The organism is Desulfobotulus sapovorans DSM 2055, assembly GCF_059569355.1.
This window is the reverse complement of sequence record NZ_JCANVJ010000013.1, coordinates 68948-89307: the sequence shown is the minus strand read 5'-3', so window position 1 is coordinate 89307 and position 20360 is coordinate 68948. Positions and strand designations below refer to the sequence as shown.

18 protein-coding genes are annotated in these 20360 nt (G+C 56.3%); 12 read left to right on the top strand and 6 right to left on the bottom strand.

Annotated elements, in window-relative coordinates:
- The 4 genes from BR04_RS10530 to BR04_RS10515 all read left to right on the top strand — a co-directional run.
- Nucleotides 1–496, top strand: a 496-nt coding sequence (locus BR04_RS10530; protein WP_496355970.1) for a hypothetical protein, incomplete at its 5' end; no start/stop codon positions are given.
- 253 nt (nt 497–749) lie between these two features.
- Nucleotides 750–3413 (top strand): valine--tRNA ligase, encoded by a 2664-nt coding sequence (locus BR04_RS10525; RefSeq protein WP_496355969.1) that lies wholly within the window; start codon nt 750–752, stop codon nt 3411–3413.
- 60 nt (nt 3414–3473) lie between these two features.
- Nucleotides 3474–4322 (top strand): carboxylating nicotinate-nucleotide diphosphorylase, encoded by an 849-nt coding sequence (gene nadC / locus BR04_RS10520; protein WP_496355968.1) that lies wholly within the window; start codon nt 3474–3476, stop codon nt 4320–4322.
- Between the two features lie 127 nt (nt 4323–4449).
- A complete protein-coding gene (locus tag BR04_RS10515; protein WP_496355967.1) occupies nt 4450–5433 on the top strand; it encodes a rhomboid family intramembrane serine protease in 984 nt (327 codons plus the stop codon).
- A gap of 40 nt (nt 5434–5473) precedes the next feature.
- Here the strand turns inward: BR04_RS10515 and BR04_RS10510 are convergent, their stop codons facing one another.
- From BR04_RS10510 to BR04_RS10500, 3 genes are all read right to left on the bottom strand, one after another.
- Entirely contained in the window at nt 5474–6073 is a 600-nt protein-coding gene (locus BR04_RS10510) for a hypothetical protein (RefSeq protein WP_496355966.1), read from the bottom strand.
- A 69-nt stretch (nt 6074–6142) separates the two neighbouring features.
- Entirely contained in the window at nt 6143–7516 is a 1374-nt protein-coding gene (locus BR04_RS10505; protein WP_496355965.1) for a PFL family protein, read from the bottom strand.
- A gap of 12 nt (nt 7517–7528) precedes the next feature.
- A complete protein-coding gene (locus tag BR04_RS10500; protein ID WP_496355964.1) occupies nt 7529–8080 on the bottom strand; it encodes a glycine cleavage system transcriptional repressor in 552 nt (183 codons plus the stop codon).
- 152 nt (nt 8081–8232) lie between these two features.
- Between BR04_RS10500 and BR04_RS10495 the strand changes: the two genes are divergently transcribed.
- Nucleotides 8233–8478, top strand: a complete 246-nt coding sequence (locus BR04_RS10495) for a hypothetical protein (RefSeq protein ID WP_496355963.1) — start codon at nt 8233–8235, stop codon at nt 8476–8478.
- A complete protein-coding gene (locus tag BR04_RS10490) occupies nt 8471–8662 on the top strand; it encodes a hypothetical protein (protein ID WP_496355962.1) in 192 nt (63 codons plus the stop codon). The genes BR04_RS10495 and BR04_RS10490 overlap by 8 nt, the downstream gene beginning before the upstream one ends.
- A 235-nt stretch (nt 8663–8897) precedes the next feature.
- Here BR04_RS10490 and BR04_RS10485 read toward each other — a convergent pair whose 3' ends face one another.
- From BR04_RS10485 to BR04_RS10475, 3 genes are all read right to left on the bottom strand, one after another.
- Nucleotides 8898–10784: a GldG family protein gene (locus BR04_RS10485; protein ID WP_496355961.1), complete on the bottom strand. Its 1887-nt coding sequence runs from the start codon at nt 10782–10784 to the stop codon at nt 8898–8900.
- A 57-nt stretch (nt 10785–10841) separates the two neighbouring features.
- The gene (locus tag BR04_RS10480; RefSeq protein WP_496355960.1) at nt 10842–11588 is read right to left on the bottom strand and encodes an ABC transporter permease subunit; all 747 of its coding nucleotides are present in this window, start codon (nt 11586–11588) and stop codon (nt 10842–10844) included.
- 69 nt (nt 11589–11657) lie between these two features.
- Nucleotides 11658–12593 (bottom strand): ABC transporter ATP-binding protein, encoded by a 936-nt coding sequence (locus BR04_RS10475; protein WP_496355959.1) that lies wholly within the window; start codon nt 12591–12593, stop codon nt 11658–11660.
- Between the two features lie 427 nt (nt 12594–13020).
- Here BR04_RS10475 and BR04_RS10470 point away from each other — a divergent pair, with 427 nt between their 5' ends.
- The 6 genes from BR04_RS10470 to BR04_RS10445 all read left to right on the top strand — a co-directional run bounded on the left by BR04_RS10470 (nt 13021) and on the right by BR04_RS10445 (nt 20283).
- The gene (locus BR04_RS10470; RefSeq protein ID WP_496355958.1) at nt 13021–13494 is read left to right on the top strand and encodes a MarR family winged helix-turn-helix transcriptional regulator; all 474 of its coding nucleotides are present in this window, start codon (nt 13021–13023) and stop codon (nt 13492–13494) included.
- A gap of 176 nt (nt 13495–13670) precedes the next feature.
- The gene (locus BR04_RS10465; protein ID WP_496355957.1) at nt 13671–16340 is read left to right on the top strand and encodes an efflux RND transporter permease subunit; all 2670 of its coding nucleotides are present in this window, start codon (nt 13671–13673) and stop codon (nt 16338–16340) included.
- 145 nt (nt 16341–16485) lie between these two features.
- Nucleotides 16486–16668, top strand: coding sequence for a hypothetical protein (locus BR04_RS10460; protein WP_496355956.1), 183 nt, complete (start codon nt 16486–16488; stop codon nt 16666–16668).
- A 16-nt stretch (nt 16669–16684) separates the two neighbouring features.
- Nucleotides 16685–17518 (top strand): outer membrane lipoprotein-sorting protein, encoded by an 834-nt coding sequence (locus BR04_RS10455; RefSeq protein WP_496355955.1) that lies wholly within the window; start codon nt 16685–16687, stop codon nt 17516–17518.
- Nucleotides 17505–18797 carry a hypothetical protein gene (locus BR04_RS10450; protein ID WP_496355954.1) on the top strand — a complete coding sequence of 431 codons (1293 nt, stop codon included), beginning with the start codon at nt 17505–17507 and terminating at the stop codon, nt 18795–18797. The genes BR04_RS10455 and BR04_RS10450 overlap by 14 nt, the downstream gene beginning before the upstream one ends.
- Before the next feature lie 448 nt (nt 18798–19245).
- Entirely contained in the window at nt 19246–20283 is a 1038-nt protein-coding gene (locus BR04_RS10445; protein WP_496355953.1) for a methyltransferase, read from the top strand.
- Nucleotides 20284–20360: the final 77 nt, after the last annotated feature.

The window sequence follows — 20360 nt, the reverse complement described above, 5'->3', positions numbered from 1 at the left end:
TCTGGAGTCAGAGGAAAGCACTCTGGATCTGGGGACGGCAGCGGATTTTCTGGATGAGACGGACGTTCTGGACGTGGAAAATACAGAGGAAAGACCGCCGGAACTTGAACCTGATTTTGTGGCCCTGGACAGTGATGGCGGGCTGGATGTGGATGAAGAAGGCAGCTTTGTGGGAGAGGATCTGGATGCCCTGGGGCTGGACACCCTGTCTGTCGAAGGGGGTACTTCCGGTAAAAGAGATCTGGCTGAAGAATCCCTGATGTCGGATACGGATTTTATTTCCCTCTCTCCTGATGCCTTGCAGAAACCGCAGACAGCATCGTCTTTGGCTGCATTGGAGGCCCATCTGGAGCATGTGGATTTTGAAGCTGTGCTGGAGCGGGTAGTGCGCAAGGTCTTTTCCGAAAAACTGGACGCGGCTTTGGCTTCCGTGGTGGAACGGGCCGTGGAAAGGGAACTCCGGATTTTGAAAAAACATTTGTATGAAGAAGAGTAGACTTCTGGTTTCAGCTTTTTAAAAACCGGGTTATGTGAAAAAGCTGAATCAGGAAGATGCAGACCAGGAAGATCTGGATCGGGGCAATCAAAAACTTGCACAAAAAAAGGGATTATTCCATAATCCCTTTTTTTATGGCCATTTTTCATTGGTCTTTTTTGAGTATGTCCTGCCTGAAACGGCTGTTTTTTTACATTGTGCTGGCATGTTTGTATGGGCATTTTTTGAATATCACAAGAAGTATGGGGGAGACATGAGCGAGGCTCTGTTGGATAAGGGGTATGAACCCCATGAGGTGGAAGCACGCTGGTATCGCTACTGGCTGGACAACAAACTTTTTGCGGCTGCGGATGCCGACAGGGAAAAAGAAGCCTTTTCCATTGTCATTCCGCCCCCCAATGTCACGGGCAAGCTGCACATGGGCCATGCCCTGAACAACACGCTTCAGGACATCCTCTGCCGGTATCAGCGGCTTTGCGGTAAAAACGTGCTCTGGATGCCGGGTACGGATCATGCCGGTATCGCTACCCAGAATGTGGTGGAAAAGCAGCTGGCTCTGGAAGGAAAAAAACGGGATGATCTGGGCCGGGAGGCCTTTATCGACCGGGTCTGGGAATGGCGTAAAGAGTATGGCGGGGCCATTATCCACCAGCTTCAGCGTCTGGGAGCTTCCTGTGACTGGGATCGGGAACGCTTCACCATGGATGAGGGTCTTTCCAGGGCCGTGCGCAAGGTTTTTGTGAAGCTTTATGAAGAAGGACTGATTTATAAGGGGCATTATCTCATCAACTGGTGTCCCCGCTGCCATACGGCCCTTGCCGACCTTGAGGTGGAGCATGAGGAAAAGGACTCCTTCCTTTACCATATCGCCTATCCTCTGACGGATGGGTCTGGTGCTCTGGTGGTGGCGACCACCCGTCCGGAGACCCTTTTCGGGGATACGGCGGTGGCCCTGCACCCCGAAGATACGCGATACGCGGATCTGTCCTGCATGTCCGTGAAGCTGCCCCTCACCCATCGGGAAATTCCCGTGATCCTGGATACCTATGTGGATCTCGAATTTGGTACCGGCTGCCTCAAGGTAACCCCTGCCCATGATCCCAACGATTTTGAACTGGGCCTGAAACATGGTCTGGAGCAGATCAAAGCCATTGACGATGATGGCCGTATGAATGCCCATGCCGGCTTTTTCCAGGGGCTGGATCGTTTTGCAGCCCGGGAAGCGGCGGTTGCAGAGCTTGAAAAACAGGGGCTTCTCGTCAAAAAGGAAGAACTGACCCACAGTGTGGGGCACTGTTACCGCTGCAAGACCGTGGTGGAGCCCAATCTTTCCCTGCAATGGTTCGTGAAGGTGGCCCCTCTGGCAGAAAAGGCCCTGAAGGCCGTGGAAGAGGGAAAAACCCGCATTTATCCGGAGAACTGGACAAAAACCTATTACGAGTGGATGCACAATATCCGGGACTGGTGCATCTCCCGTCAGATCTGGTGGGGCCATCGCATTCCCGCCTGGACCTGTAAGGACTGCGGTCGCCTCCTTGTGCTGGAAACGGATCCTGAAATCTGTCCGGACTGTGGTTCCCGTGCCCTCACCCAGGAGAGTGATGTGCTGGACACCTGGTTCAGCTCTGCCCTCTGGCCCTTTTCCACCATGGGCTGGCCTGAAGATACTGAGCTTCTCAAAACCTTTTACCCGACTTCCGTGCTGGTGACGGGTTTTGACATTCTTTTCTTCTGGGTGGCCCGCATGATGATGATGGGCACCCATTTCATGGGAGAGGTGCCTTTTAAGGAAGTGTATATCCATGCCCTGGTGCGGGATGCCGAGGGCAAGAAAATGAGCAAATCCCTCGGGAACGTGATTGATCCTCTGGAAATCATCGAAAAATACGGTACCGACGCCTTCCGTTTCACCCTGACGAGCTTTGCCGCCATGGGCCGGGATATCAAGCTTTCTGAGGAAAGGGTAGAGGGCTACCGTCATTTCATCAACAAACTCTGGAATGCGGCCCGTTTTTCCCTGATGCACCTGGATCAGCCCTATGAGAATTTTGATCCCAAAGCCATTTCCATGCCGGATCAGTGGATTCTTTCCCGCATGAATGGTCTGTCTGCCCAGGTGCAGCATGCTCTGGATACCTATCGGTTCAATGATGCGGCATCCCTTCTTTACCGTTTTGTCTGGAACGAGTTCTGTGACTGGTACCTTGAAGCCATCAAGCCCGTTCTTTTCGGCAAGGCCGGAGAGGAGGCCAGGCAGGCGACCAAGGGGGTCTTGTACCGGGTGATCAGCGATACCCTGATTCTGCTGCATCCCATTATTCCCTTTGTGACCGAGGAAATCTGGGAAAAACTTCCAGGAGAACGCGGCTCCATCATGAAGGCGGATTTCCCCACCATGAACTGGGAGAATCAGCGTCTGGCCTATTCTCCGGAAGCGGAGGTGGCCATGGAGTTTCTTATGGAACTGGTAACGGGGGTGCGGAATATCCGGGGAGAAATGAACCTTTCTCCTGCCCAGGCTCTGGATGTGGTTTTTCACACGGACAATCCCTTTCAGACGGAAATCCTGACAAACCATGGGGAGCTTGTGAAGCTTCTGGCCCGTCTCAATACCCTGGAAATCACCTCTCCAGGCGAGCGGCCCAAGGCCAGCGCCACCAGCATTGTTTCCGGTTCAGCCCTGTATGTGCTTCTGGAGGGGGTACTGGATTTTGCCAAAGAAGTGGAGCGTCTGGACAAGGCCATCGCCAAGGTGGACAAGGAGCTGGGGGGCATTGCCGCCAAGCTGGACAATCCGGGATTTGTGGATAAAGCCCCAGAAGCCGTTGTGAAAAAAGTGAAGGCCCAGCATGATGAGCTTGCGGAAAAGCGAATCCAGCTTCTTGCCAACCGGGAACGCATTGCGGCCATGGCCTGAGGAATCGGGATATATCAGGGGCAGGCCCTGTGCCTGCCGGGTACTGCGAGGATAAAAAATATGTATGCCGTTGAGCGTTTGATTGATCTGGCCCTGGAAGAGGATATCGGTACCGGAGATATCACCACGGAAGCCATTGTATCCGAAGAGGCCATGGGCGAAGGGGTGATTATCGCCAAGGAGGCGGGCGTTGTGCCTGCGGGGTTTTCCGTGGCCCGCAGGGTTTTTGAGAAGATGGACAGGGATGTGGTGTTTTCTTCCCTGGTTTCCGAGGGCGTGGCCGTGGATACCGGAACTCCGCTTCTGCGGGTACGGGGCCGGATGCGGGCCTTGCTGACCGGGGAAAGAACCGCCCTGAATTTTTTGCAGCGGCTCTGTGGCATTGCCACCCATGTCCGCCGTTTTGGTGCGGGCATGGAAAAAAGCGGGGTTCTTCTGGTGGACACCCGGAAAACCACACCCGGATGGCGGGTGCTGGAAAAATATGCGGTACGTGTGGGCGGTGCGGCCAACCACCGTATGGGGCTTTATGACGGGGTGCTGATCAAGGAAAACCACATTGCCGCCGCAGGGGGGATTCCCCAGGCCATGGCTGCGGTACGCAGGCGGGTTTCCCATCTCATTAAAATTGAGGTGGAAACGGAAACGCTGGAGGAAGTGGATCAGGCTGTGGCTGGTGGTGCGGATGTGATTCTGCTGGACAACATGGATCTGGATACGGTGGAGGAAGCGGTGCGCCGCATCGCAGGCCGCAGCCTCATTGAGGTTTCGGGCATGGTGAATGCAGAGCGTCTGGAAGGGCTGCGTGCCGCAGGGGTACAGATCATTTCCGCAGGTGCCCTGACCCATCAGGCCAGGGCCGTGGATCTCAGTATGCGGATAGCCCCCCCTGGCTATGGATATCCCTGAGCGGAACCTCTGAAGTTTCGGGCAGTACCGTGGGAAAGCCGGACAGGAAGTCTTTGCGCCAGCCCCATGGATGCCCGATCCATTGCTGTCGGAATCCCAAGGCGAACCCCCGGAGTGCAAGGATACCATGATTCCCATTCGCGATACCCAGCCTTCAAGCAACCGGCCCCTTGTCACCCAGGGGCTGATCCTGATCAATGTACTGGTTTTTTTTGTACAGATGGGGCAGGGGCCGGAGCTGGGACGTTTTCTCTGGGAGTGGGGGCTGGTACCCGCCCGGTATACGGATGCCGGTGTCCGGAGCCATACCGGAGTCCTGCAGCCTGTGCTCACCCTGTTCACATTCATGTTTCTCCATGGTGGCTGGCTGCACATTATCGGCAATATGTGGACCCTGTGGATTTTTGGCGATAATGTGGAAGATCGCCTGGGACCTTTGCGGTATCTGGGGTTTTATCTGGGCTGCGGTCTGGTTTCCGGGCTGGCCCATTTTCTGGTTTATCCTTCTTCCACCCTTCCCGTTGTGGGCGCCAGCGGTGCCATTGCAGGGGTCATGGGAGCCTACTTTGTTTTGTATCCCGGCTCCCGGATTCTGACCCTGATCCCCATTCTTATCATTCCCCTTTTCATCGAAATACCGGCCTTTATCTATATGGGGATCTGGTTTCTGCTTCAGGTATTCAATGCCATGGGAGGCGGAGGCGGGGTGGCCTGGTGGGCGCATATCGGTGGCTTTGTAGCAGGTGCCCTGCTTCTGCGTTTTCTGGTGCAGCTTCCGGAAGGTCATTTTTCAGCAAAAATCCGTCAGCATTCCCAGCGCCGTAAAACGCCCGGTCTTCAGACCATCCGTCCTGTGGCTCCCCAGGATACGGCCCACATGTATGGTACCCTGATCATTTCCCCCTTTGAGGCCCTGGCCGGATGTACAAAAAGGGTAAACATCCCCTGGGGGTTTTATTCCCGTCTTTATAAAATTACGGTTCCGCCAAAAACCGCGGAAGGGCAGAAACTGCGCCTGAAGGGACTGGGACGCCGCATGGCCGATGGCAGCACCGGAGACCTGTATCTCAAGATCCGTATCCGGCAGATAAAGGATTCTCCTCTTCTCTGAGAAGGAAAAGGGGCAGATATTTCCGGAGGGATCTGGCAGCTCAGGGGCTGATGCTTTCCAGATCGCGGGCGACGGCATCCATGTCATCGTCCTCAAAGGCGGCATCCAGATCCTTGAAGCCTTTGCGTGCCCGTTCCTGGGAAATACTGTTCTTCAGTCTGCTGACCCTGTCCTTCTGATAGTCCAGCAGGGCCTGTTTGGGGAGGGTGGCGGCTCCAAAGCTGCGTGCCGGTCTACCCTTTCGTATCAGTCCCGCTTCCTGGGCTTCCTGCTGGGTGAGGAGGGGGATATGCAGGTTGCGGCGGACAAAAAGCCCCAGATCCTCATCTCTTCGGAACTGACGGATCAATTCCTTTTCCGCCGGATCCTTGATGTCCTGGAAGGCCTCATAGTAAATGACAATATCAATAATCTCCTGGATACGTTTTTCCATGGCAAGGGCCAGGTTGGCCTTCAGGGGTTCCAGGGTTTCCACGCCGCCCTCCATATAGGAAAACACATAAATATACTGAGGGTCTTTTTCCTCATAATACCAGGAGGGGGCACCTTCAATGCGGATCTGATCTCCTGTGACAAGGGCCTGTTCAAAGAGAAAACCGGCCAGAACGGTGACAAGCTTGATGGCAATGGCTTCGAGCATGGCGTTTTCCTTTCAGGATGGGGGCGGTGGAAAAAGGCGATGGAGGGGAATCTCCGCCGCCCGTTTTTTTTAGTTTTTCAGGGAGTGGATGGGGGCGGGGATGCGGCCTCCCATGGTGACAAAGCGGCTTCTTGCCGTGGCATGGGGCACATCAATAATATTGGCAAACCCCAGAAGACCACCAAAGTGGGCCATATCCCCTGCTTTTTTACCGGGGACGGGGATGAGGCGGCAGGCCGTGGTTTTGGCGTTGATCATGCCGATGGCCATTTCATCTGCAATGATGCCCGCAAGGGTTTCCACGCTGGTATCACCGGGGATGGCCACCATGTCCAGGCCCACGGAGCAGACCGCCGTCATGGCTTCCAGTTTTTCGATGGAAAGAAAGCCGTTTCTGACCGCTTCGGCGATGTTGAGGTCTTCGCTCACGGGAATGAAGGCACCGGAAAGTCCGCCCACATGGGAGCTGGCAAAGGCTCCGCCCTTTTTCACCGCATCGTTGAGCATGGCCAGTGCTGCCGTGGATCCCGGTGCCCCGATGCTGATGAGTCCGAGGCTCTGGAAAATTTCACCCACACTGTCCCCCACCGTGGGGGTCGGGGCCAGGGAAAGATCCACTACTCCAAAGGGAATGCCCAGTTCCCGTGCCACTTCCCGGCCAATCAGCTCTCCCACACGGGTGACCTTGGCGGCGGTGCGTTTGATGCGTTCGGCGATTTCTCCCAGATCCATGGAGGGCTTGTCCCTCAGGGCGCGGTCGATGGCCTTTTTGACCACGCCTGGGCCGGAAACCCCCACATTGATGACGGCATCCGCTTCACCGATCCCCAGATACGCACCTGCCATGAAAGGAATATCCGGAGGGATATTGGCAAAAACGCAGAGCTTGGCACAGGCCAGCCCGTCTTTGTCTGCGGTAAGGGCAGCTGCTTCCCTGATGGCGTGGCTCATGCGCAGAACCGCATCCATATTGATGCCTTCCCGTGTGCTGGCCACATTTACGGAGGCACAGACCCTTGCGGTTTCTGCCAGGGCTTCGGGCAGGGCGGTGATGAGGGCCTCATCCCCTCTGGCCATGCCTTTTTCCACCAGAGCGGAAAAGCCGCCCACAAAATCGACCTGCACGGTTTCGGCGATGCGGTCCAGGGTTTTTGCGACGGCCACCATGCCTTCAGGGCCGAAGGGGGCGGCGATAGCGGCGATGGGGCTGACGCTGATGCGCTTGTTAACCACCTGAATACCGTACTTTTCGCCAATGCGGTTGCAGGTGGGGACGAGGTCTGTGGCAAGACCGCAGATTTTTTTTTCGATATTGGCGCAGAGCCGGTCGATATTGTCACTGACACAGTCAAAGAGGTTGACGCCTAAGGTAACGGTACGGACATCGAGATGCTCGTTATTGAGCATACCGAGTATGGTGAGAATTTCCCTGTCGTGAATCATGGTGGCTCCGGTTCAGATGCGGGTGATGGATTCAAAGATATTGCGGTGCTGGATGTTGATCACAAGGCTGAGTTCTGCGGCTCTTTTCCTGAGATCCGCGGAAAGGGCACTGGTGTCGGCGGACAGGGGGACGTCTGCTTCATAGACCATGAGGTTGCGGGAAGGATCGTTTCCGCCTTCAAACATGGCCCGCAGATTGGTGACGTTGACCTTGTGACGTGCGAGAATGGCGGTGATTTCCGCCACAAGCCCCCGGCGATCCGGCCCGAAACAGGTGATTACAAAGGGTTCCGACGGGGGAGGGCCGTTGCTGTCTGTTTCCGGCATGGCCTTGACAAGAATATCCATCCCCTGGGAGGAAAGACTGCTGCGGAGTTTGTCCTGAAGGGACGCCAGTGAAAGGCCTTCGGGAAGACTTGCGATGAACAGCCCTGCAAACTGGGTGTCGAGAAGGGTCTGGCTGACCTGATCCAGGTTGCCGCCTTCCCGAAAGATGGCCTCGGATACGGAGGCGAGGATACCGGGTCTGTCGTTGGCCAGAACCGTGATAATCACTTTTTTCATGAATCGAATTTTCCTTTATGCTGAAGCCCTGATACCGTAGAAGAAACGTATGATGAAGAAATGCAAGATGCCCATAAGGTGCGATAAGGTTCCGGAATTTTTACGGCCCCTTCAAGAGTATAACGGTACTTTTTCCCATGAAAGGCGGGTTTATGGAAGTTTTTTTTTATAAGGTTCCGCTCTGTCCCCGTTGTCTGGCTGCCGAAAGGCATCTGAAGCATCTTCTGGCTGGCAGGGACGTGAGCCTTCATACCCTGAACATGCTGGTTCACCGTAAAGCGGCCCGGGCCGACGGTATAAATCTGGTACCTGCCATCCGTGTGGAAGACCGGGTGCTTTCGGGAATCTGGCTGAGCGAAGAGCGGATTCGGGATTTTCTGGAGGAAAAAAATGGCTGATCAGGAAAGGGAGCTGACCCGGGAAGCGCTTCTGGCCCTTGTGAAGAAAATCCCCTGCGTACGCAGTGTGGTGGTTTCCGGGGAAAGGGACATACCGGAAAATACCGGCTGGCAGGAAAGTGAAGAAGACTACCAGAAGCGTCAGGCGGAATGGCTGGAGGAAGTGGCGCGGAAAAAACGGTAAAAAGAAAGCGGCTTACGATCCGGATCAGCCTTGCAGTTTCGGGGCTTTCCCGTGATTTTCTGTCATTTTATTTCAGCCATCGTTCCCAGGCTGGAGCATGGAAACGATGGCTGAAGAAGGGGGAGTATCCGATGCAGATGTGAGAAAAAGGAGGCATGTCCCCCCTTTTTTAAGCACCGGAATCCCCGTCCCGACATGCCTGGGAGAGGGCATATGGGGACGGGAGAGCATGGAATCAGGAGGTTTTCCTGCTTTTTTTGCGTCTGTGCAGCCCCACACCAAGCCCGGTCAGTATGACAAGAAGGGGGACGGCGAGGAGGTTGAGGACTTTCATGCGGGTGCCCAGGCTGTCAATGTCGGCCCGGAGATTTCTTCTCACCTGTTTAAGTTCCTTGTTGATGCGGATTTTTTCCTCGTTGAATTTGCGGAGTTCCGCTTCCTGGGCTTCGGAAAGCACCAGAGCTTCCGAACCTTCCTTCTGCCGTTCCAGGGCCTGAATTCTGGCATTGGCTTCCTCTGCCCTGCGCAGCAGGGTCTGTTCCTGTGCCAGCCAGCGGGTTTCTGCCTGACGCTCAAGATCCCGTACCCTGGAAAAGGGACGATCCGTGACATCGCGGGTTCGGATGTGGATGAGATCGGGGCTGCCACTGAGCATTTCCACGCTGTTCAGCACGAGGCTGAGGTTGTCGTTGAAGATGCGGGCCATCTCAAAGCCCAGAAAATTCTGACGGCTCATGTAGTAGGCGTCAAAGAGAAGGTCGGCATCGGCAATGAAGACCAGGCTGGCGGGTTTCCATTGCCTGGGGAGCGGTGCTGGTTTTTCGGTTTTTGCTGTTTTCCCGTCTTCAGGGGTTCCTTCGGAAGAAGTGGTGTTTTCCGGCGGGCCGTCGGGAAAGACAGCGGGAAACTGACCGCTCAGCATGAGGGCCAGGGGATAGCGCTCTCCCGTGGCTTTGAAGTCTCTGCGGACATTTTCCATGCCCATGCGCAGGGTCATGGCGTCGAAGAGGGCGGCATTGGCAGAGGAAAGCAGCAGGGGGCTGGCCGTGAGGGGGCTGCCTTCGGCAAGTTTCACCGTTCCGGACATGGGCAGGAGGATGCTGTTCAAGCCCGTTGTGATGAGCTGCTCTTTTGTGATGGCAGCGGTATCCAGACTGAGCCAGGAAGGGTTGCTTTCCACCTGGTTGTTCTGTCCCATGAGCCGGGTGGCGGCATGAAAATCCACCACGACTTCCTTTGAAAGCGTAATGCCCCAGGCCTTCAGCAGAGGGGCGAGGGGGTTTTCCTGGCTTGCAAAGCCCATGGGATCGCTGACCGCAGCCGGATCGCTGAAGATGATGAGATTGCCGCCATTGCTGGCAAAGGTATCAATGGCAAAGAGCATTTCCGGGGAAAGGCTTCTGGGCTGAATGAGCATGAGAAGATCCAGCTTCTCGGGCAGGCTGTTTTCCTGAGGGCCAATGCGGTGCAGGGTGGCGTCCTTTTCCAGTTCTTTCAGGAAAAACCATTTTCCGCTGCTGCCCATACCGAATCCGGCCTGTTCTCCGAAGATATCGAGTCCGGAAAGGATGCCGATGTGGCGTTCGCGGGAAAGGGCCGTCTGGGTGAGGATGCGGGTGATGTCGTATTCCAGGCTGGTTTCCTTGGCAGGATCCAGGAAGGGAAGGGTTTTTTCTTTGTCCCCGGAAAGGGCGACCAGGCCGAGGTAAAGGTTTTCTCCGGTGGCGGTGGGCAGGGCCTGCACTCCGTAGGTTCTGGCCCAGTCCTCTTCTTCGGAATCCGTTTCCGGATGGAGGATTTCAAGCTGGATCTGCCCTTTGCCAAAGGTTTCGTATTCGCGGAGGAGGTCTCCGACCCTGCGGCCATAGGCCCGGATGTGGGCAGGCATCTGCATGGGATCATCGCTGAAATAGTATTTCAGGGTGATGGGGGTTTCCAGTTTTGCAAGGATGCTTTTTGTGCCCGGAGAAAGGGAGTGAATCTTGTCTTCTGTGGCGTCCCAGCGCAGGCGGACGCCGGACAGAAGGACGTTGAAAAGGACAAGGGCAAGGAAAAGAAGGCCAAGGCCCGCAAGACTGAAGCCCAAGGTTTTTCCGGAACGGTTGCTGCCTGTGTCTGCCATGGTGTTCTCCGTTATGAAAATATCGATGATGTTGTTTTTAAAAAAATCCGGAAGGCATCAGGATCGCCGGTTCATCAGGACAAGTCCATTGGCGGAAAGCATGAAAATCATGACGGAAAGATAGTAGGCCATATCCCTCAGATCAAAGATGCCCCGCGCAAAGGTGTTGAAGTGGGTCATGAAGCTCAGTTCTGCCACAAAGGCCGCAAGGGGTTTGGGGATGCTGGTTCCCAGCATGTCCAGAACCGGCGGATAACCCGCCAGCACAAAAATCAGGCAGAAGGAGAGGCTTAACACAAAACTGATGACCTGGCTGCGGGTGAGGGCTGAGGTGAACACGCCCACGCTGAGAAAGGCCCCTGCCATGAAGAAGCTGCCGAGATAGGCGCAGAAAATGGTCAGGAGATCCGGATTGCCGAGGTAAAGCAGGGTGAGCACCACGGGAAAGGTGAGAAAAAGGGCCAGGGCAATGAAGGCCCAGGCGGCCAGAAATTTGGCGAGGATGATTTCTTTGAGGGTGAGGGGCAGGGTGAGAAGCAGCTCCAGGGTGCCCTGCCTGCGTTCATCACTCCAGAGACGCATGGAGACGGCAGGAATGAGGAAGAGGAAAATCCAGGGGTGCCAGTCGAAGAAGGCCCGGAGATCCGCCTGACCGGCTTCGAAAAGGCGGCTCACGTAAAAGGTGAAAAAGGCCTGGAGCAGGAGGAAGATGACCAGAAACACATAGGCGATGGGTGTTGTGAAGTAATTGGCGAATTCCCGTTTAAATACGGCCCGGATGGCCTGGATGGAGCGTGACGGCATGGTGTTCTCCCGATATGCTGACGATGAAGGGTCTGCGTTTCATGGTGAAAAAATGTCCTGCACCTTTGGTCATGCGGAGGTGGTCAGCATACGGAAAACCGTATCCAGCCTGCCCGGCGAGATGAACATTTCCTGGATGGCGGTTCCCGACTCCCGGCACAGGGTTTCGACGGTTGCGGCCAGTTCGGGCTGGGATGCTGCTGGCCGGATGTGCAGGCGAAGGGGATCCGGATGCGATTCCTGGGGAAGGGGCTGGAGGGTTCCGAGGTGGCTGAGCCTGTCCATGAGATCCGGGCTTGCAGGGGTTTTCAGGCGCAGGGTGCAGGAACCGTAGTCCGGATCGCGACGGCGCAGGTTCTCCGGGCTGTCATCGGCCACGATGCGACCTTCTGCGATGATGAGCGTTCTGGGACAGAGGGCTTCTGCCTCGTCCAGAATGTGGGTGGAAATAAGGATGGCTTTGGCCTCTCCCATGGCCTGAATCATCTGACGCACTTCATGCTTCTGGTTGGGATCGAGGCCATCCGTAGGTTCATCGAGGATCAGGTAGGCGGGATCGTGAAGGATGCTCTGGGCAAAACTCACCCGCTGGCGATAGCCCTTGGAGAGGGTATGGATGGGCTGGTGACGGACACGTTCAAGAAAGCATCTGTCAATGGCGGCGTCTGCGGCGCGATTTCTGTTGCTGCCGGAAAATCCCCGGACTTCGGCGCAGAAAAGAAGAAATTCCTCAGCCGTCATATCCGGATATACGGGTGCGGTTTCCGAAAGATAACCGAGTTTTTCCCTGGCCTGTATGGGATTGCGGAGAATGTCGGCTCCTCCGATGACAGCGGTTCCGGATGTGGGAGGCAGATAGCCGGTGATCATGCGCATGGTGGTGGATTTTCCTGCACCGTTGGGGCCAAGGAAGCCCAGTATTTTTCCCTTTTCCAGGGAAAAGGAAATGGCATCCACGGCTTTTTGGGTGCCGAAATGCTTGGTCAGACTTTTTACTTCGATCATGGAACAGGTCTCCTGATGGGGGTTTTCCCGGACATCTTCCGCGCTTTTGCCAGACAGGAAGACCTGTGGCTTTGCAGAATATGACGATACGGAAATGCTTCGGGAACAGGGTGAAGAATGGACAAGCACAGCCAGAGTCATGATTTTCAATCCGGAAAAAACTAAGGGCAGGTGCGGTTTTTGTCAAATGCTAAACTGATTACCGTCTTGCTCCAGCACCGGGCACTCCTGCGCCCAGGGCCAGTATCCTCGGGAATTCATTTTCTATGAAACGGTACGGCTGAGCCAGGGACGCAATCAGATTTTTTTTGAGAGGCGGAACGCATGGGGGGACAAAGGGGATTGCGGGTTTGAGGACTGAAAGAACTACAGGAGCGCGGGAAAAGATTCTTGACAATACGGTTAATAGGCTTTACTGATCTGAATCATGGAAACTAAAGACGAACTGATAAAAGCCACCATACGTCAGCTCCTGCGGGTCAGCAAAAAATACGCCCGCATCGAAGGGCTCCCCATTCCCGTTCATGGGAATGGAGCCATTACAACCGCCGAGGCCCACACCATCCAGGTCGTTGGCGAGGGCGAACAGATCCGGGTGCTCGATATTGCCACGCACTTCGGCATCAGTAAAAGCGCGGCCTCACAGATGGTCGCCCGGCTGATCAAAAAGGGATTTATCCAGAAACAGCAGTCGGTTCATAACAGCAAGGAGTTTCCGCTATCCCTGACGGAACCGGGATGGCTGGCCTTCCGCGCCCATGAGCAGTTCCACGGGAAGGATTTTGCCGCACTGGTGGATCGCCTGAGCGCCTTCTCGCTGGCCCAGATCGCCACCCTCTCCGTCATGCTGGACACCATCGGCAGCGTCATGGACGAGAGGCTTTCGGAAAAAGGGGACTGACGGAGACATCCGACGTCCCTGCCCCATCAGGATTCCCGCTCTGTCAGGGGGGGGTATCGTCCCGGAACAGGCAGGTTTCCTGCGCAGCCAACGCGTGCATGCCGTCTTTTCAGGCGGCAATGAAGAGTATTTTTTTACCTATACGGTTAACTTACTTAACTATCTACGGAGTCCCCATGTCCAGTCTGAAAAACATCCTCATTGATTTTGCCATCAGGCGCCACCGCCTCGTCGCCATCGGCATCCTTCTTTTCACCCTCTGCACAGGTGCTTTTTTCCCATGGATCACCATGGATACCGACCCGGAAAACATGCTCGAAAAGACAGAGCCGGTACGGGTCTTTCACAACTGGAGCAAAAAACAGTTCGACCTGAACGACACCATCGTGGTCGGCGTCATCATGGAGGAGGATCCGGATGGTGTCTTCAATCCGGAAACGCTGAAGCGGATCCATGAGCTGACGGCATACGCAAAAACCCTCCGGTGGGAGGATCCCGCGCACCCCGGTCAGTTCTCCGGAGTCATTGAAGCCAGCATGATCGCGCCCTCCATGGTCGATCATATCCACCAGCAGGAACCCGGAACCCTTCGTTTTGACTGGCTCATGCCCCGTCCCCCGGAAACACGGGAAGAAGCACGGAGCCTCCGGGACAGGGCCCTGTCCAATCCCATTCTGAAGGGCCAGATGGTCTCGGAGGACGGAAAAGCCCTCTGCCTCTACCTGCCCCTCACAGACAAGATGCTGAGTTACCGGATCTACGGCAGACTCCAGGAAAAAATCCGGGCGCTTGGCGGCGGCGAGACCTACCACATCGCCGGTCTTCCGGTTACGGAAAGCGCCATCGGCGTGGAGATGTTCAGGCAGATGACCTTTGCGGCCCCCCTCACCATGGCCATGATCTTCGGCCTCCTGCTGCTGTTTTTCCGCAAATGGGTGCTGATTCTCCTTCCCATGATTGTGGCCACCGTGGCCGTTATCGGAGCCCTCGGGCTCATGATCGCCTTCGGTCATCCCGTACACATCCTCAGCTCCATGCTGCCCATTTTTCTTATGCCCATTGCCATATGCGACACCGTTCATATCCTGTCGGATTTTTTTGAGTCCTACACACGGGAAAAGGGGCGCAGGCAGACCATCCGGGAAGTGATGCAGGCTCTCTTCACGCCCATCCTCTTCACATCCCTCACAACGGCGGCGGGCTTTCTCTCCTTTCTGACCACCGCCATTCCGCCTGCCAGAGTTTTCGGGGTTTTCGTGGCGGCAGGCGTGATGATTGCCTGGGTCGCCACCCTGCTGCTCGTGCCCGCCTATGTGATGATGATTCCGGAACGCACCCTTGAAAATTTCGGGAAAGCCGCCCGGCACAGGGGACAGCCCACAGGACTCGAAACCCTGCTCCAGCACACCGGCCGACTGAGCGTGGGCCACGCCAGGGCCTTTCTCTGCATCATTCCGATCCTGATGCTGGTGGCGGCATGGGGGATTTCCCGCATCCAGATCAACGACAACTACGCCAGACGTTTCAGCACAGACCATGCCATCCGCAAGGCGGACGAGGCGATCAACAGGCACTTCGGCGGCACCTACACCGCCTATCTCATCCTCGAAGGCGCGGAGGCCACGCCCCTGTCCGGAGAGGCTCTCCGGCAGCTGGAAAAGGATCTTGTCCGCCTTGTGGGAGAACCTGGAGAGGACGGCAAAGCCGCCGCCCTGATCCTTTCGGATATCCGCAGCAGGTTTTCGGATTTCGCAAAGGCGCCCGGCACCCGTGAGGCCTTCCTGGAGAGGGCGCTCCAGTATGCCGGGAAAAAAGCAGAAACAGCCACGGATGAGGAATTTCAGATCCTTGAGGAGGTGCGGCACTTTTTCGGTACGGAAAAGGAAAGGCTGAAAACCTTCAAACAGCCTGCGGTGCTGGCCTATCTTGCGGGCCTGCAGGCCCATGTGGAAAAGGCCGGTCTCGTGGGCAAGAGCACCTCCGTGGCCGACGTCATCCGGAAGGTCAATCAGGAACTCATCGACGGGAAAGAAGAAAATTACCGCATTCCCGAGAGATTCCAGGAAGTGTCCGAGTGCTACATGCAGTATCAGCAGAGCCACCGTCCCAACGACCTCTGGCATCTGGTCACTCCCGACTTCATGCGCGCCGCCGTATGGATGCAGTTTCCCACGGGCGACAGCATGCACACGGCAAAGACGGTGAAAGCCGTTGAGGACTACATGCGGTCTCACAAGCCCCCCGTTTCCCTGTCCTGCAACTGGGCCGGTCTGCATTACGTCAACCTGGTCTTCCAGGACATCATGTTCTGGCAGATGCTGGCCTCCTTTGCGGGCACCCTCGTCATCGTCTTCATCATGATGACCCTTCTTTTCCGCTCCGTCCTCTGGGCCGCCGCCTCCATGCTTCCCCTTGTGCTGACCATCGCGGCCACCTACGGCCTCACCGGCATCGTCGGCAAGGACTATGACATGCCCGTCGCCGTCCTGAGCGCCATCACCATAGGCATCGCCATTGATTTTGCCGTCCATTTCATGCAGCGGAGCCGTCAGATCCACGGGGAAACCCGCTCCTGGAAGGCCTCCGTCCCCATTGTTTTCGGTGAGCCTGCGGTGGCGATCACAAGGAATGTCCTTGTCGTGGCCCTGGGTTTTCTTCCCCTGATGGTGGCGCAGCTGATTCCCTACAGAACCACCGCGATCCTGCTTTTCGGCATCCTGTTTTTCTCCGGCCTCATGACCCTTTTGCTGCTGCCGGCCATGCTCACGGTTGGTGAAAAATGGTTTTTCCGCAGACAGGGAGGAAGCCCGCAGACCGAAGACACCACCGCCAGAGACGCCGCATGAAGTCGGCCCGAAACATAGGAGAAAACCCCATGGCGACAAGACACCGCAGCACAAGAAAACCCGGCATGAGGTCATGTGTCTCGTTCATCCTGACCCTGAAAACATGAAGAAAAACGACCTGTTCCTTGCGTCGGCGGAAAGGCTCATGGAAAGCATGAGAAACCGGGACGCCGCACTTCAGGGGCAGCGGGAACTGCCTGCGGGAAATGCCGCCGTCCGCTCCGGGGAAACCAGAAACCTGTTCGACCGTCATTACGTCCTGTTCGAGAATGTTAAAAACGGCGTCGCCGAAGACGGGGAACCCTTACCTGTCGTTTCTGAAAACTGAAAAAAGGAGATACCGCATGAAAAAAATGGACGCCTTTATATGGGCCGTGGCGGGCCTTTCGCTCTGCGCGGCCGTCTGCCGGGCCGAATCCGCGGATTTCAGCGCAGAAGCCATTGTCCGCAAATCCAATCACATGAGCCTGTACCAGGGGGACGACTGCCGGGGCAGCATCACCCTGACCATCACCGACAGGCAGGGCAGAATCCGGAAAAGGGCCTTCACCATGCTCCGCAGGGACGCCGACGCGTCCGACACGGATCAGAAGTATTTTGTCTTTTTCCAGGAGCCTGCGGATATACGGAAAATGGTCTTCATGGTGCACAAGGAGGTTCTGTCGGGAAAGGATGATGACAGGTGGCTCTATATGCCCAGCCTGGATCTCGTGAAACGCATCGCGGCCAGTGACAAGCGCACGAGCTTTGTGGGATCGGACTTCCTCTATGAGGATATTTCCGGCAGGAATCCCGCCGAGGACATCCATGAGCTGGTGGAAACGACGGACAGCCACCACGTACTCAAAAGCAGGCCCCGAAAACCGGAAAGCGTTGAATTTGCATATTATGTCTCCCGTATCGACACAAAGACCTTTCTTCCCTCTGAGATCACCTATTTCAAGGAGGATGACAGGCCTTACCGCCGCATCCGCGCCATCCGCGTGGACCGTGTGGAAGCCGATGACAGGGGGGCAAAGACAGGGTATCCCACGGTCACCCAGTCCCTTGCCGAGGATCTGGAGACAGGCAGCAGATCCGAGATGATCTTTTCCCGTGTCCGCTACAACACCGGCCTGGATGAGGGCCTTTTTTCGGAACGCTATCTGAGGAGGCCGCCCAGAGATGTTGTACGCTAGAACATGTCTGCCATCCTGGCGCGGGATCCTGCTTGCCCTGATGCTGGGGCCGGTGTTCACGCACCAGGGACGGGCCGAGGATTTTCTCTCCGGTTCCGGGTTTCCCCCCCGGATCGAGGCCCATGGCTTCATCGAGTCAAGGACGGGCGTCCGGACGCAGAAGGATCCCTGTGAAAAGGACATCTCCCTCATGGAAATCCGTCTGCAGGGGGAGTTTTTCATGGAAACGGACAGTGCGGAGTTCAGATACAAAGGCGATGTGTGGCACGACGGCGTGAAGGAACAGAGGGAATACGACACCCGCGAAGCCTGGTTTTTTGCACGGCCTCTGGATTTTCTCGATGTCAAGATCGGCCGTCAGGTGCTCACCTGGGGCACCGGAGACCTTGTTTTTCTCAATGACCTTTTCCCAAAGGACTGGCAGTCCTACTTTATCGGAAGGGACAGGGAATATCTCAAGGCCCCGTCCGATGCCGCGAAAATCAGCCTGTTTTCGGAAACGGCCAACCTGGATCTGGTGTATACCCCCGCCTTTGATCCGGATCGCTACATCACGGGCGCCTATGTGTCCTACTGGAACGAGGATCTGAAACGACGGGCGGGTCAGGATGCCCCGGTCGTCGCCCATGCGCCGGACCGCTGGTTCAGGGACGACGAACTTGCCTTCCGCATATACCGGAACCTCCGCAGCCATGAGCTGGCTTTTTATGGCTACCGGGGCTTCTGGAAGCATCCCGCAGGAAAAACCGCCACCGGAACCGGCGCCTTTCCCCGGCTGAACGTGTATGGCGCGAGCCTCCGGGGACGGCTGGGATCCGGCATCGGCAACCTCGAAGTCGCTTATTACCAGTCCGCAGAGGACAAAAAGGGCTCGGATCCCGGAATCCGCAATTCCGAAATGCGCTACCTCGCAGGCTATACCCGGGACATCGCCAGAGACCTCAACCTCAGCGCCCAGTATTACCTTGAACAGATGCTGGACTACAGCCGCTACAGGGCGGATCCGCCCGGAGGTTCGCTCCGCGACCGTCTGAGGCAGGTGATAACCCTTCAGCTGACGGGCCTCTTCATGAACCAGAATCTGGAGCTGTCCCTGTCTTCCTGCTATTCTCCCGGTGATCAGGACGCCTTTTTCCGCTCTACCCTGCGCCATACCTGGACGGACAGGGTCACCCTTGAAGCCGGAGCCCATATTTTTGCGGGCCAAAAGCCGCATACCTTCTTCGGGCAGTTTGAGAAAAACACCAGCATCCACGCCGCTATCCGCTACAGTTTTTAATCGGATAAGGAAGACCGGAGAGCCGTATTGGTTTGGAGGCAGACGCCAGCATCGACTATGTGCGTGGATTTTTGGTTCTGGCGCGTGCGCATAGCGATGCTGCAGAAGCGTCCCGCAGCGGGACGCGGCAGGAGAAATAGACCCATTCGTATGGGGAGCAGAGACTGAGCTGTCTGTGCGGCAGAGAGTTGCACTTTCTGAAGAGAATGCAGGGAGGCATGCTCCATGCAAAAGTCATCAATGGTTCTGCGCTGTCTGATCCCAGACGGCTTCCGCAGAGTCCTTTCGCGGTTTTTTTTACGGGTAATCCAGCGTCCATGGAAAAAGTAACTTGGGGCTAGCCATATTTAAAAATTTTCATTAAATCAAAAAAAGTTTTAAAAGACTTGTTTCTGCGGAAGCGGTTCTGTCTTCCCGAAGAAGCGTGGATCGCCAGAGGAGAAAGCCCATGAAAAAAGATCTTCCTTCCCATGTCGCGGATAACCGGTATTACCGGCTCCCCCTGCTGCCCCTGCACTGGGAGGTGGTGAAAACCGCCATTTCCCTGCGCCTTTTTGATGTTCTCCAGAGCCCGAAAAGCGGCGGTGAGGCGGCCTGTGCCGCAGGCTGTGACCCCGCGAACACGGAACGGCTGCTCAACGCCCTTGCGGCTCTGGGATATGTGGAAAAAAAGCGGGGCCTTTTCCGGAACACGGAGGAATCGAGCCGGTTTTTCGTCACAGAAAGGGAAACCTGTATCGGTGAGGCGCTTCTGGTCTTTGACGCCTGGCATGGGGCCGTGCTGAACGGCGGGATGGAAAGACTTGTGCGGGAAGGCGCTCCGGGAAAGGGGGAGGGCATGGAGGATGCCGCACTCTGGCAGGAGATGACCCGGAAGACGGTGAATTTCTGCCGCAGCGGCAGGGCGCAGCACATGGCTTCCCTCATTGCGGAGCTGCCGGGTTTCGCAGGCTGGAGGAGGGTGCTGGATCTGGGCGCGGGTACGGGACTGCTGGGGGTGGCCCTGGCGGCCATCCATCCGGATCTGGAGTGCCTGCTCCTCGACCGGCCGGCCGTGCTGGAGGTGACGGAGACGGTGATCCGGGAATACGGTGTGGAGAACCGGGTGCGCACCTTTGCGGCGGACTGCATGAAAGAAGCCGTCGGCGGGGGCTATGATGCGGTGATTGCAAGTTATGTCCTGAATTTTGCCGGAGAGGAACTCCTGCGTATCCTGGAAAAATGCCGGGAGGCCCTGAATCCCGGAGGCTGGATGGTGATTTTTTCCGATGCCCTGCGAAAGGAACGGACAGCGCCGGAAGAGACCGTTCTGGGCTGGCTGTCCGCAGCGCTTCAGGGACGGGATTTTGCCATGGATGCGCATACCCTTCCCGAAGCGCTCCTGGCGGTCGGTTTTGAGCGTGTGCAGAGCCAGACCCTTTCCGACAGCCCCACGGCCTCCCACGGGCCCGTGGCCTTTTATCTGGCCCGCAGATCCGGCCGGTAGAGCCTTTTTTTACCATGCCCCTGTTTTGCTGAAGCGGGGAAGGGGCGGAATTCTTTTTTAAAAATCCGGCGTTTTTC